Source organism: Citrobacter sp. TBCS-15 (genome assembly GCF_005280815.1).
Taxonomy (GTDB): Bacteria; Pseudomonadota; Gammaproteobacteria; order Enterobacterales; family Enterobacteriaceae; genus Citrobacter; species Citrobacter werkmanii.
In genome coordinates this window covers 823,212-836,075 of sequence record NZ_SZWK01000292.1, presented here as the reverse complement: position 1 = coordinate 836,075, position 12,864 = coordinate 823,212, and the positions used below count along the sequence as shown (strand labels likewise).

Here is a 12,864-nt window from a genome sequence, read left to right as displayed (position 1 = left end):
TGTAATCACTATGGAACCTCGTCATGTTTGAGAACATTACCGCCGCTCCTGCCGACCCCATTTTGGGTCTGGCTGATTTGTTTCGTGCCGATGACCGCCCAGGAAAAATAAACCTCGGGATCGGTGTATATAAAGATGAGACAGGCAAAACGCCGGTACTGACCAGCGTTAAAAAAGCCGAGCAATATATACTGGAAAATGAAACCACCAAAAACTACCTTGGCATTGACGGTATTCCAGAGTTTGGTCGTTGCACTCAGGAATTACTGTTTGGCAAAGAGAGTTCGCTTATCAACGACAAACGCGCACGTACGGCACAGACCCCAGGCGGCACTGGCGCACTGCGTGTAGCAGCTGATTTCCTGGCAAAAAACACCTCGGCTAAACGCGTTTGGGTGAGCAACCCAAGCTGGCCGAACCATAAGAGCGTCTTTAACTCTGCCGGTCTGGAAGTTCGTGAATATAATTATTACGATGCGGCAAACCATTCATTAGACTTTGATGCGATGCTGACAAGCCTCAGCGAAGCGCAGGCAGGCGACGTGGTGTTATTCCACGGCTGCTGCCATAACCCAACCGGTATCGATCCTACGCTGGAGCAGTGGCAAACGCTGGCTCAGCTTTCCGTCGATAAAGGTTGGTTGCCGCTGTTTGACTTCGCCTACCAGGGTTTTGCCCGTGGTCTGGAAGAAGATGCGGAAGGTCTGCGCGCATTCGCGGCACTGCACAAAGAGCTGATCGTCGCCAGCTCCTACTCCAAGAACTTTGGTTTGTACAATGAGCGCGTAGGTGCCTGTACGTTGGTTGCAGCCGATGCTGAAACCGTTGACCGCGCGTTTAGCCAGATGAAATCAGCCATTCGTGCTAACTATTCCAACCCGCCTGCACACGGCGCATCCGTAGTCGCTACGATTCTGAGCAACGACGCGCTGCGCGCCATCTGGGAACAAGAGCTGACTGATATGCGCCAACGCATTCAGCGCATGCGTTTACTGTTCGTGAATACGCTGCAGGAGAAAGGTGCAAGCCGCGACTTCAGCTTTATCATCAAACAAAACGGCATGTTCTCATTCAGCGGCCTGACCAAAGAGCAGGTTCTGCGCCTGCGTGAAGAGTTTGGTGTCTATGCCGTCGCTTCCGGACGTGTAAACGTAGCCGGAATGACGCCAGATAACATGGCGCCGCTGTGCGAAGCGATTGTCGCAGTACTGTAATCAATAGCGCACAAAAAAAGGCCGCAATCGCGGCCTTTTTATTTATCTGCGGTTTTACCAGACAGGCATTTCATCCTGCAGAAACGGGTTATGTAACCGTTCGTGGCCCAGCGTAGAAAGTGGACCGTGGCCCGGAATAAACGTCACGTCATCGCCCAGCGGCAACAGTTTACGTTTAATCGAATCGATCAATTGACTGTGATCGCCGCGCGGGAAATCACTGCGCCCTACGCCACCTTTGAAAATCACGTCACCCGAAATCAGTAACTTTGACTGCTCATCAAAGAAGACCACATGCCCTGGCGTGTGACCGGGACAATGGAGCACCTGTAATGTGACATTACCCACGCTTACCCGATCGCCTTCATTTAACCAGCGATCGGGCGTCAGCGGCTCACAATCTCCCAGGCCAAACATCCGGCTCTGAGCAGGCAACCCCTGTAACCAGAACTCATCTTCTTTTTCCGGGCCAATAACCGGTACACCATAATGCTGTGCCAGTTCAGCCGCCGCCCCTACGTGGTCAAGATGACCATGGGTAAGCAGGATCTGCATAAGCGTCAGACCGCTGGCATCCACTTCCTGTTTGATTTTCTCGGCATCGCCGCCGGGATCGACCAGCGCGGCCAGACGTGTCTGCTCACACCAGATTAACGAGCAGTTCTGGGCAAATGCAGTGACCGGAATAATACGATAGTTCATACAGCTCCTGTTTCATTAAGCTTACGGATCACCAGTGCCGTGCAGGTCCGGTGTCAATATGCACAAAGTTACTGCTGGGGTAGTATCCTACACCACCTGCGCGCATAGATAACGCAGCTTTGCGAATATTACTTAATGCGATGCCTTCAATATGGAAATCCATAGCCTGGCCTTTCGTGTGGTAGCTTTTCTTAGCGACACCACGGCTGCGCGCACGGAGTTCATTATTGGTATCGATTGAGCGATAGCCAGAGATCAGCTGTACGGGTTTACGCGTGCCCAGCAGACCCTGCAGACGGAAGAGTTGGTCAAACAATCCCGGGTCAATGGATTTCACTTTATTGGCCCGAAAATCACGGAAAAAGTGGTTAAGTTTTGCTAATTCGTCCTGAATATAGCCCCTGCCATCAAAAAACTCTGCTTTTATTGACTCACCGGTATGCAGGTTATTCAGAGTCAATATACGCGGACGTGGGGTGGAGAGTGTGGCAAACGCAGGCGTAGGCAGGATGGCAGCGCCGAGGGCAATGCCACCAAGCGCCAGCAGTTTGCGGCGATTAGCGTCAAATTTGTCCATGGTATTAAGGTCTACAAGGTCAATGTTATCGTATGTATGCTCTAGCGCACGCGGGAAACCTTATCTGGCTAAGTAGTCCACGTCAAGGCTCCCAACCCCAGGAAATACGGGGCTTGCAGCCATTTAGCCCCATTTCCAACATAACTTACGACAATCATTTTCCTCGAACTGCTTCATTTATCTGATTAATTGTTCGGCTTTTGACACAATTTGTGCGCTGGATCGCGCTGTCAGATCGTAATTGTAAATATCTGTACGATACTGCGTCCGCCCATCCGCCCCCACAAACGCGGTCAGGTAGTAAAGATTGACCGGAATATTCTGACGAATATTCACGTACCGCGTATCCCCTTGCTTCAGGGCGTCCGAGATGCGCGTATCATTCCAGCCCGCATCCTGTAGCAGCATATTCGCCAGCTCAGATGCCTTATTCACACGCACGCAGCCTGAGCTAAGCGCCCGCGTATCTTTCTGGAACAGGTTGTGGTTTGGCGTATCGTGCAGATAAATAGCATCTGAACTCGGCATATTAAATTTATAACGGCCGAGCGAGTTACGCGCGCCCGGCGCCTGCTGAAAGCGGAACGGCAGATTCGATGCGGTAATGGTCGCCCAGTCAACCTGCCATGGATCTATCGTCTCTTTGCTATTCCAGCCGCGCATTACGGTATAGCCGTGACGCTCAAGGTATCCCGGGTCATTCCACACCTTAGGCAGAATATCTTTACGTGCCAGCGTCGGCGGTACGTTCCACGGTGGGTTAACGACCACATTATTCAGCGCACTGCTCATCATCGGCGTTTTGCGATCGGGACGCCCGACAATAACGCGTGAGGCTAGCACCTGATTGCCGTTCTGATAATAAACCAGCGAGTAGGCAGGAATATTCACCATGATACCGGTAGACAAATCACTCGGCAGCAGGCGCAAACGCTGAATATTCAACGCCAGCACACCTGCACGCTGAGCGGGCGTTACGTTCAGCCAGTCACGCGTTGCGGGTCCAATGGCGCCATCGGCCCCCAACCCCTGCCACGTCTGGAAACGCTTCACCGCCGCAACCAGTTCACTGCCGTAAGCGCTACGCCCTTCTTTAGCAGCCGTACTGACGACTGATTCAAGCATCCCGGTGCGGCGTAAGATTTCACGCAACGCGGGGATATCGTTACTCCACTCGCCAGGACGCAGCGTCGCGGTACTGGTTAACTGCGGCCAGGGACGCGTATCGCTCACCAGTTTTAACAACGATTCATGCATGGCTGCATACTGCGGATGCTGAGGCGCCAGGCCGGTAATAAACGACGTCAGTTGCCCATTATCCAGCGCCACCTGCCATTGGTTGATCACGGAAATCGGCGGAGTTGCCAGCGCATAGGGCTTATTACTGTAGAGCCAGCGATTACCTTTGACGGGGATATTTGCGATAAAGTGCAGATATCCCATCAGGGCATCAGAAAGCACGATGTCTCGCGCCTGACCCGTTACCGCCGGGTCGGTAAGCAATGCGACCCAGGTGGTAAATTGCGGCTGAAATCCGGCAATCGCCACCTCGGCTAACTGTTGCTGAAACGCTTTTACCGCATCTCGATTTTCCCACATCGGTTTCATTTCGCGAGCGGCATACAGCAATTCCAGCTGGCTCATATAAACCGGCGTGAAGCCCGCGGGAAGTTGAGATTGTAATTTGGCGCGAGCGCTATCGACAGACACGCCCTCCGGCAGCGGTTGAATACCCGCCATGATAGCAGTCGCGGAAGATTGAACCTGCGGTTGCGGTAACGCTGTTGGCTGTTCACTGACGGACGCTGAGCTATCGCCAGGGATCATTTCAGGCTCATCGGCCTGCGCATTGAACAGTGGAGCGAATGTTACGGCCAGGCACAAACTGATTGCCGACAGCCGACGACCACACATTTTATTAAGCAACATCCCTTGCCCCCTGTTTTCTTTATCATACTTTGAGTAGCCAGGCCGTATGCATTCCCCTTATGTTTTGCTGGGGTCGGACCTGTAAAACGCCAATACACGCTGAAGTATGACGAGCAAGCCTGCCACGAGTTAGGCTTACCTTTAGTATATAAACATCAAATAGTTTTTGCCTAACCTAATGTAAAGAAGTCTAAAGAAATTACACCAGGCATTATGTGCTTTTCAGAAAAGAAGAAGGCGGCTATTTAGCCGCCTTCTTACTTAGCTTGCCTGCGAGGAAGCGTCTTCAGTTCCTGGCAGTGGCTCAGGTAACTGCGGGGCAAACCCACGCAGACCCACCACGTGAACGTGCTCGGTGTTCTGGAAGACTTTACGCACCAGTTTGTAGGTGGTGCCTTTCTCCGGGCTGATGTTTTCCGGCGCAGCGATAATCAGCTGCATCTGCAAACGCTCGCACAGTTCAAACAGGGTCGCGATAGAGCGGGCATCAAGTCGCGCAGCTTCATCAAGGAACAGCAGACGACAAGGCGAGATATCTTTCCCGCGCAGTCTGCGACCTTCATCTTCCCAGCTTTGTACAACCATCACTAGGATCGACATCCCGGTCCCGATCGCCTCACCGGTTGACAGTGCGCCAGATTCAGCACGCAGCCAGCCGTCTGAACCACGGTTAACCTCGACTTCCATTTCCAGATAGTTACGGTAGTCCAGCAGCTCTTCACCAATGGTTTGCGGCGTGCGTTGCCCCATATCAATCTGCGGATTCAGACGCTGATACAGCTTCGCCAGCGCTTCAGAGAAGGTCAGACGGTTGCTGTTAAACAGATCCTGATGCTGTTCATGCTGCTCGGAAAGTACGTCCAGCAAGGTGGCGTGGGTTTCACGCACGTTGACGTTCAGACGAACGCTATTTACCTGGCCAAACGATACGCTTTGCAGACCCTGGTTCAACATACGGATACGGTTTTGTTCGCGCTGAATCGTCTTACGAATGATGTTCGCCACGCTGCGGGAGCTGATCGCCAACTTCTGTTCACGCGAGGTTAATTCTTCCGTCAGACGGCTCAGTTCGATCTCCATCTGTTCAATCGCTTCCACCGGATCGTCGGTGCGAATAATATCCTGACGAATACGTTCACGCAGATGTTGATAAACCGCGACAAAGAACTGAATTTTACGTTCCGGGCGCTTCGGATCTTCAGACATGCGCAACACATCACGCAGGTGTTCGTTATCCGCCACCGCCAGACGCAGCGCGCCCAACGCCTTATCCGACATCGAACGCAGTTCATCGCCAGAAAGATACGCCAGCTCGCGACGGTGCAGACGGCGTTCAACGCCATTGTCTTTCACCATGCGCATGACCGCACACCAGCCGGCTTTCGCGGTGACCACCTGTTCGCGCATCTCAAAATAATCGCGTTCCAGTTTGCGCAATTTGCGGGTCAGGTTATCCATCTCCGCTTCGCAGAAGGTCAGCGCTTTTTCCAGTTGGTTACGGCGCGCACGGTTGTTACTGAGCTGCGCATGCAGTTCATCACGACGGATACGGGCACGCTCTTCCGCGCCACTGTCAGCACGAACGCCGATATCCTGCAGTTCACGTTGTAAATCGTTGAGCAGTTCTTTTTTAGTGTCATAGGAGCTTTTCAGAGACGCCATGACCTGGTTGTACTGGCTTAACTGCGCGGCGTGGCTGCGCAGCGCTTCACGAGCGCGGGTACGTTCAGCTTCCGCCTGTTCCAGACGCTGGCGCAGTTTTTCGTTCAGATCGCTGTTTCCGCTCAGCATTTCGGCTGAATCGGAATAGCTAAAGTGCGCCCGGCGTTGTACGACCTCAGTCAGCGCAAACGCCTGCTGACGCGCATCACGCTGCATCTGCTGGGAATACGCGTAATCTTCCTTCAGTTGTTCAAACTGCTCAGGGTCATTTTGCAGAACCGAAACCATCGGTTCCAGTTTGGCTAACTGATTACCGTGCTGCTGCACAAAACGCGCCGCTTCCTGAGCTTCATCCAGACGCTCGCGAATTTCGTCCACGCGATCGGCCAGCGTTTCATCGGCCAGCAGATTCAAACGCGGCAGCAGGCGGTTCAGCGCAGAAACCCCCTCTTTCGCCTGTTCAAACTGCATACGGCTTTGCTGGTTATCATTTTCATGATTGGTCAGCGCACGCTCCAGCTCAACACGGCGGCTGTTCAACTGACGAATTTCCGCTTCTGGATCGGCTTCAAACGCCACCGACAAATGGCTGCCGATAAAGCGGCTGAACGCCTGATGCAGGCGCTGGGTTTTCTGGACGTCAAAAGAGAGCGTGGCAAAACGTTCAGACAGCCCTTCACGCTCGGCATGCAGGGTTTCGATACGGCTTTCGCGCGCCGCACGACCAAAAATCGGCACCGTCGGGAAGCGGGAATAACGCCACTGACGTTCGGCGGTTTTCACCACCACCGCTTTTTCCAGCTCATCAACGCTGAAAACACTGTCATCAAACGACTGCGGATCCCCTTCGATAAAATAGAGATCTTCCGGACAATCCGTCAGGCCTTCAAGTTGTTCGGTAATCAGCGACAGATCCGGCACCACGATAGCATGGCGCGATGGACCGTACAGCGCGGAGAAGTACGGCGCATCTTCAAGGCTAACGTCGTCATAAATTTCTGACAGCAGCACGCCACCGAAGCGTTCCGCCAGCGCGTTCAGACGTTGATCTTCCGCCCCGCCCGGCTGACTTAAACGTTCAATTTCTTCATCAACCGCGTTTTTGCGCGCGCCAACTTCATCGCGCTCAACAATGGCTTCACGCTCGCGCTCCAGCAATTGCTGCAGATATTCGGTCACGTCCTGGCTGGAAGTAAACTCTTCGCCGCACTGTTCGCTAAGTTGATTCAGGCTATTTTGCGCGGCCAGCCAGACCGGTGCGCGTTTCATCAAATGCTGGATACGCGACTGCAGCTGTTCCTGTTCCTGACGCAGCGTCATTCGCTGTTCGCTGGCGGACGATACGCTGTCCGACAAAGCGGCGATGCGCGCTTCCAGCTCCTGGTGCAGCGCTTCCAGCTCATCGATATCGAACTGTTTACCCTGACGCTTGCAGAATTCCGCCAGAAGACGTTCGGCGTCTTGCTGTTCGCGCAGACGCTGTTCCAGCTCGCTGAGTCGCATACGCAACGGCTGAACCTGTTCTGCCAGGTGACGCTGCTCAACACCTTCCCGCAGCAGTTCACGCGCCACGCTCCAGGCCTCACCACGCGCCAGTGGGCCGTTGATCGCCGCCACCAGCTGATAAGCCTGTTCAAACTGACTGTGCGCGGTTTGCGCCACGCTCATTTTTTGTTCCAGCGTCAACAGTTTTTCTGTAGCTTCCTGCTCTTTGGCCTGGAAGGTTTCCAGCCATTCAGCAGCGCTGTCGGCTGTCAGATCCGGTAAGTGACACAGCTCTTTGGCCCGGCTTAACGCCTGAATTGCCTGGGCATACTGGATAGCTCGCGTTTGCTGGGCATCCAGCGCCTGCTGGTAATCGGCAAGCTGACTTTTCAGCTCATCCACCTCCAGCTCAGCAGCTTCCGCGCGGGCTTCGTTTTCATCCTGGCGGTCAACGGCTTCCGCGACGACCTCATTTTGTTCTTCGAGACGGATCTGTAATTCCTCGAGATCCGCTTCATAGCGTTCAATTTTTTCTTGCTGACGCAGCGCGGTTTGCACCAGATTGAGGTGATCGCTTGCGGCCTGGTAATCAGCTTCCAGATCGCCTTCCGCACCGTTGTGCTCGCCCAGCTCGCGCGCCATATCTACGTGTTTATACTGCTCAGCAGCCAACTGCTTGCGTGAGGTATGCAGTTCACGACGATATTCCAGCGCTTTATCCAGATGAATACGGCGCTCGTTGGCATGGCGCATATAATCTGCTGCCACGTAGTTGGTCGCTTCGCTGATCAAATGCTTAAACAGATCGCGGTCAGACTGGGTTACGCGAATCGCTTCCAGCGTCATGCGGTTTTCACGCAGCGCGGCTTCCATATCCTGGAACGCTTTGCGCACGCCACCGTTTTCTGGCAGCAGGTAATCACGCAGTGAGCGAGTAATGGCGCTGGAGATACCGCCATACAGCGAGGCTTCAATCAGACGATAGAATTTACTACGATCGGACGCAGAGCGCAGACGACGGGCAATGATGCCCAGATCGAACATCAGCGAGTGATAATCCGTTATCGAGTTGAACTGCTTAAACTGCACGCCTTCCATCTCATCAAGCTTCTCTTTCAGCTCAGGGAGAGACAGGACGCGCGCCTGGCGTTCATTCAGCGTTTCCGTAACCAACTGAGTGGGCTGCACCGACATCGGTAGCCCCTGAATGGCAAACGGCTTGATATCCACTTTACGATCGCGACCGGCAACCTGTTGCAGACGAACGCCGACAACCACGCGCTGATGGCGGGAGTTGAGGACGTCAAGCATTGAGTAACAGACACCCGCTTTGAGCTTACCGTGCAGACCTTTGTCACGTGAACCGCTGGTCGCACCGGCTTCGGTGGTATTACGGAAATGCAGCAGGGTTAAATCCGGGATGAGCGCCGTAACAAATGCCGCCATGGTCGTGGATTTACCCGCACCGTTACCACCGGACAGCGTGGTAACCAGTTCATCCAGGTCGAACGTACGGGCAAAAAAACCATTCCAGTTAATCAGCGTAAGTGAGCGAAATTTACCGCGTTCAATCATTATTCTTCTTCTCCACTGTCCGGCTGATTCTCTTCGGGCTCATCGTTAAGCTGCAGGCGGTTTTCGACCGGCATCGCTTCGCCATCACGAATTAAGCGACGCTGGGCTTCACGCGGATCGTCACCGCTGCGCACGTCCGCGCCAAAGCGGAAGACCGATTCCGTGATACGGAATTTGCTGCTGTCGTGGCCCAGAAACCACACCATGCCTAAGCGACGCAGACGGTTTAGCGAAGAACGTACCTTTTCCTGTAGCTTCTGACGGTCAACGTCCGAACCGGTTGAACGATTGTTCACCAGCTTCAGCAGTTTCGCTTCGTCCGCCAGAGTCAACAGCTCGTCGTACAACTCTTGTTGGGTAAAAATCCCTTCATTCGCCAGGCGTTCCGGGCTGAGATAGAGATAGCAAAGAATTTTACCCACCATCATGTCCAGTTCGGACAGAACCGAACGCGGAATGAGCGTCGTTGAACGCGGGCGAAGATAGAAGAACCCTTCCGGCGCGCGGATCAGTTCCACGTTATAGCGGCTGTAAAATTCTTCAAAATACTCCTGAAAATCCATCAGGAAGGCATGATTATCCAGTTCATCCAGGCCGATATGTCGGCCCGAACGTAAGGCGCTATCCAGCGCCGGAAATAACGGATTCGCCAGCGCCTGCGCCAGCTTTACCGGCATCACTTGTTCAATATTTGTCAATGACATGCGCCTGTACCTTGGCTCCGTAATCATTAATCGGCTGCCATTTAGCTGGCAGTCCGGTGAAATCTGCTTGCGCTACGCCAAGACGTACCGCCTGATCGATAACAATACGCGCGACGTCGAAGTGACGCGCACGTGGATATTGCGCCAGATACTCGCGCACTACCAAACCGAGATCCAGTGGCGTTTGTCTGGATTTGTAGATAGCCAACTGTTCTTCGATGATCGCCGCCAGTTGCTCACGGATCTCGTTAAACTCTTCATATTCCAGATCTGTCGGAAGTTCACCGGTGACCTCTTCGTCACACAGGACCATCTCTTCATCACGCATATCCAGCAGACGGTCAGCGTTGGCATAAGTCAGCGCCCACGGATCGTCAAAATAAGTCTGCACGGACTGGCGCAAACGCTGGGCAAAGACGCGGTTTTTATCCATATCAATCGCGGTACGGATAAACTTATGCACGTGACGATCGTAACCGATCCACAAATCAATAGACTGCTGACCCCAACTGATAATGCGGTCGAGTTTGCTTTGTAAGTCAAACACCAGTCTGTCGACAAAATGCAAATCGTCATGCGTCATCGTGGCATCCTGGATGCGTAACAGGTTTGCCTGTAGCTTATCCCCCGCCGCTTCCAACGTATCCTGCAGTTCGCGCAGCGTCCCGGAAGTTTCAGAAAGCAGCAGTTCACAGCTGGAAATCGCCGCCCGCCAGTCTTTGTTCAGCAACTGCGCGATATCGTCTTTCACCTGCTGCTGCTGTTCATCCATGATGCGCTGGGTGAGATCGATACTGTCAAAAATCTCCGCCACCGAATATTTCAATGGCGCATATACATTGCGATGCCAGTGAAACTCATCGCCACCTTCCGCTGCCGCATCCGCCGCGCGCTTCAATTCACCGGCCACAATCGACAACTGCATAGAAAGACGCAGCGTAGAGAATTCGCGCTGGCGAATATAATAATCGGTGATGCCAATGCCGAGCGGCGTCAAACGATAAATCGCGTTGCCTTCCGCCTGCTCGCTGGTAAAGCGGTTCAGCAGACGTTGACGCACCATATCGTTGATCGCGTTGTTCGCGCGTACACCAATGGTTTCGCTGGTTTGCTCAAACGCATCACTCACATGGCGGAACGCATCCACCAGCTCACCTTCACTCATCTCGCCGTCAAGTCGCTCGCCGTTCAGAGTGGCGACCGCCAGCAGGAACGAAAGTCTGTCTACCGGCAGAGAGATGGAGAAGTCATTTTTTCTGGCCCAGGCAACCAGTTCGGGGACTGTCTGGGAAAATTCACTCATAGGTTATCCTTGCATCTGCGGCTCGGGCCGGACTTTTAATCGCGGTGACATGAATATAGCGCCCAAGGCTGATATACGGTTCCTGGCGGCAATAGCGCGTTTCTAACTCTAGTAACATTTCGTAGTCGTCATGCTGTTTATGCTTATCCCGCAGATAATCATGAAACACACGGACGCCTGTTTTACTCGTTATCTGCCAACCGATCTCTTCCAGCCACTGGTAAACCTGCCCCGGATCGCGTGGGTAGTCCGGTGAAAGCGTACGCTTTTTACGTTTCGGCATCCCCACCTGCACATAGTCAAAGTTCCCTGCGACCATGTTATGCATCAACAGACCGTTAGCATTGTAGAACATTAACGACAGCGCGCCGCCGGGACGCAATACTGACCACAGCGTTTGTAATACGCTGACGGGATCCGTCACCCATTCCAGCACAGCATGAAACAATATCAGATCAACCGGGGTTTCCAAATGCGCAGTAACGTCCTGAGCGGCGCATTGTATAAAATGCATGTTTCCGCTCACACCTTTTGCCTCTGCCGCCTGTTGCGCACGGGCGATCATTTCGCCTGACAGATCGCATAATGTCACGAAGTGCCCACGTTGCGCCATCTTGATGGCCGTTTGCCCTTCACCACCGCCGGCATCCAGAATGTGCAATTTTTGCTCACCGAATGTCGCTAATAATCGATCCAAATCCTGCCAAAGGATAGCCTGTCTTAATTGACCTTTGGTGGTGCCGTAAATGTTACGGGAAAACTTCTCTGCAATGTCATCAAAATTGCGATCCCGCATCGGGCTCTCCACATGCTGGCTTTAGGGTGACTAAGTAAAACCGCTATTTTGTCACACCCACGCCGAGAATGAACCTTCCTGGTGTAATATCCCTGCAGATCCCCTGCTGTATGGTTAAAAAAGGAACCAAAAAGGATGCTTTTTACGCTGAAGAAAGTGATTGGCGGTATGATGCTGCCGCTTCCGCTGATGCTAACGATGATGGGTATTGGCCTGGCGCTGGTCTGGTTTAGCCGCTTTCAAAAAACAGGGAAAGTGTGTATCAGCCTGAGTTGGCTGGCGCTATTACTCCTGAGCTTGCAACCCGTCGCCGACAGCTTGCTGAAACCTATTGAGGACAGCTATCCCACCTGGCAGGATACGCAAAAAGTAGAATATGTTGTGGTGCTGGGCGGAGGATATACCTGGAACCCACAGTGGGCGCCGAGTTCAAACCTGATTAGCAATAGCCTTCCACGCCTGAATGAAGGTATTCGCCTATGGCGCGCGAATCCAGGGTCGAAGCTTATCTTTACCGGTGCCGCCGCAAAAACGAATAACGTTAGTACCGCGGAAGCCGGCGCCCGCGTAGCACAGTCGCTGGGGGTGCCGCCGGGTGACATCATCACGCTGGATCAACCCAAAGATACTGAAGAAGAAGCAGTGGCAGTAAAGCAGGCCATCGGCAACGCGCCGTTTCTGCTGGTGACCTCCGCGTCGCACTTACCGCGTGCCATGATTTTCTTCCAGCAGGCCGGGCTACACCCGCTGCCAGCACCTGCCAATCAGTTAGCGATTGATTCCCCGCTTAATCCATGGGAGCGGGCAATTCCCTCGCCCGTCTGGTTAATGCACAGCGATCGTGTCGGATACGAAACGCTGGGACGCATCTGGCAGTGGCTGAAAGGAAAGGAACATTGACAGAAATGTTGCCTCTT

9 protein-coding genes are annotated in these 12,864 nt (G+C 53.4%); 2 read left to right on the top strand and 7 right to left on the bottom strand.

The features are described from left to right. Window positions 1–23 precede the first annotated feature (23 nt). The gene (gene aspC, locus FDW96_RS21650) at window positions 24–1,214 is read left to right on the top strand and encodes an aspartate transaminase (RefSeq protein WP_061381855.1); all 1,191 of its coding nucleotides are present in this window, start codon (window positions 24–26) and stop codon (window positions 1,212–1,214) included. Window positions 1,215–1,268: 54 nt separating this feature from the next. Here aspC and FDW96_RS21645 read toward each other — a convergent pair whose 3' ends face one another. The 7 genes from FDW96_RS21645 to cmoM form a co-directional block, all read right to left on the bottom strand. Continuing rightward, entirely contained in the window at window positions 1,269–1,916 is a 648-nt protein-coding gene (locus FDW96_RS21645) for an MBL fold metallo-hydrolase (protein ID WP_061381856.1), read from the bottom strand. Between the two features lie 28 nt (window positions 1,917–1,944). Continuing rightward, window positions 1,945–2,493, bottom strand: coding sequence for a YcbK family protein (locus tag FDW96_RS21640; protein WP_003831948.1), 549 nt, complete (start codon window positions 2,491–2,493; stop codon window positions 1,945–1,947). A 177-nt stretch (window positions 2,494–2,670) separates the two neighbouring features. Further along, window positions 2,671–4,422 (bottom strand): L,D-transpeptidase, encoded by a 1,752-nt coding sequence (gene ldtD, locus FDW96_RS21635; RefSeq protein ID WP_042309431.1) that lies wholly within the window; start codon window positions 4,420–4,422, stop codon window positions 2,671–2,673. A 261-nt stretch (window positions 4,423–4,683) separates the two neighbouring features. After that, the gene (gene mukB / locus FDW96_RS21630; RefSeq protein ID WP_137366290.1) at window positions 4,684–9,144 is read right to left on the bottom strand and encodes a chromosome partition protein MukB; all 4,461 of its coding nucleotides are present in this window, start codon (window positions 9,142–9,144) and stop codon (window positions 4,684–4,686) included. Further along, complete coding sequence (gene mukE, locus FDW96_RS21625; RefSeq protein ID WP_042309434.1) at window positions 9,144–9,848, bottom strand: chromosome partition protein MukE; 705 nt, start codon at window positions 9,846–9,848, stop codon at window positions 9,144–9,146. The genes mukB and mukE overlap by 1 nt, the downstream gene beginning before the upstream one ends. Next, window positions 9,829–11,151, bottom strand: a complete 1,323-nt coding sequence (gene mukF, locus FDW96_RS21620; protein WP_137366289.1) for a chromosome partition protein MukF — start codon at window positions 11,149–11,151, stop codon at window positions 9,829–9,831. The genes mukE and mukF overlap by 20 nt, the downstream gene beginning before the upstream one ends. Further along, window positions 11,144–11,947, bottom strand: a complete 804-nt coding sequence (gene cmoM, locus FDW96_RS21615) for a tRNA uridine 5-oxyacetic acid(34) methyltransferase CmoM (protein WP_061381859.1) — start codon at window positions 11,945–11,947, stop codon at window positions 11,144–11,146. Before cmoM ends, mukF begins: the two co-directional genes overlap by 8 nt. Before the next feature lie 135 nt (window positions 11,948–12,082). Between cmoM and elyC the strand changes: the two genes are divergently transcribed. After that, entirely contained in the window at window positions 12,083–12,847 is a 765-nt protein-coding gene (gene elyC, locus FDW96_RS21610) for an envelope biogenesis factor ElyC (protein ID WP_061381860.1), read from the top strand. Window positions 12,848–12,864 lie beyond the last annotated feature (17 nt).

Coding starts and splice junctions, on each gene's coding strand:
- aspC (WP_061381855.1), top strand. CDS start 24: ATGTTTGAGAACATTACCGCCGCTCCTGCCGACCCCATTTTGGGTCTG.
- FDW96_RS21645 (WP_061381856.1), bottom strand. CDS start 1,916: ATGAACTATCGTATTATTCCGGTCACTGCATTTGCCCAGAACTGCTCG.
- FDW96_RS21640 (WP_003831948.1), bottom strand. CDS start 2,493: ATGGACAAATTTGACGCTAATCGCCGCAAACTGCTGGCGCTTGGTGGC.
- ldtD (WP_042309431.1), bottom strand. CDS start 4,422: ATGTTGCTTAATAAAATGTGTGGTCGTCGGCTGTCGGCAATCAGTTTG.
- mukB (WP_137366290.1), bottom strand. CDS start 9,144: ATGATTGAACGCGGTAAATTTCGCTCACTTACGCTGATTAACTGGAAT.
- mukE (WP_042309434.1), bottom strand. CDS start 9,848: ATGTCATTGACAAATATTGAACAAGTGATGCCGGTAAAGCTGGCGCAG.
- mukF (WP_137366289.1), bottom strand. CDS start 11,151: ATGAGTGAATTTTCCCAGACAGTCCCCGAACTGGTTGCCTGGGCCAGA.
- cmoM (WP_061381859.1), bottom strand. CDS start 11,947: ATGCGGGATCGCAATTTTGATGACATTGCAGAGAAGTTTTCCCGTAAC.
- elyC (WP_061381860.1), top strand. CDS start 12,083: ATGCTTTTTACGCTGAAGAAAGTGATTGGCGGTATGATGCTGCCGCTT.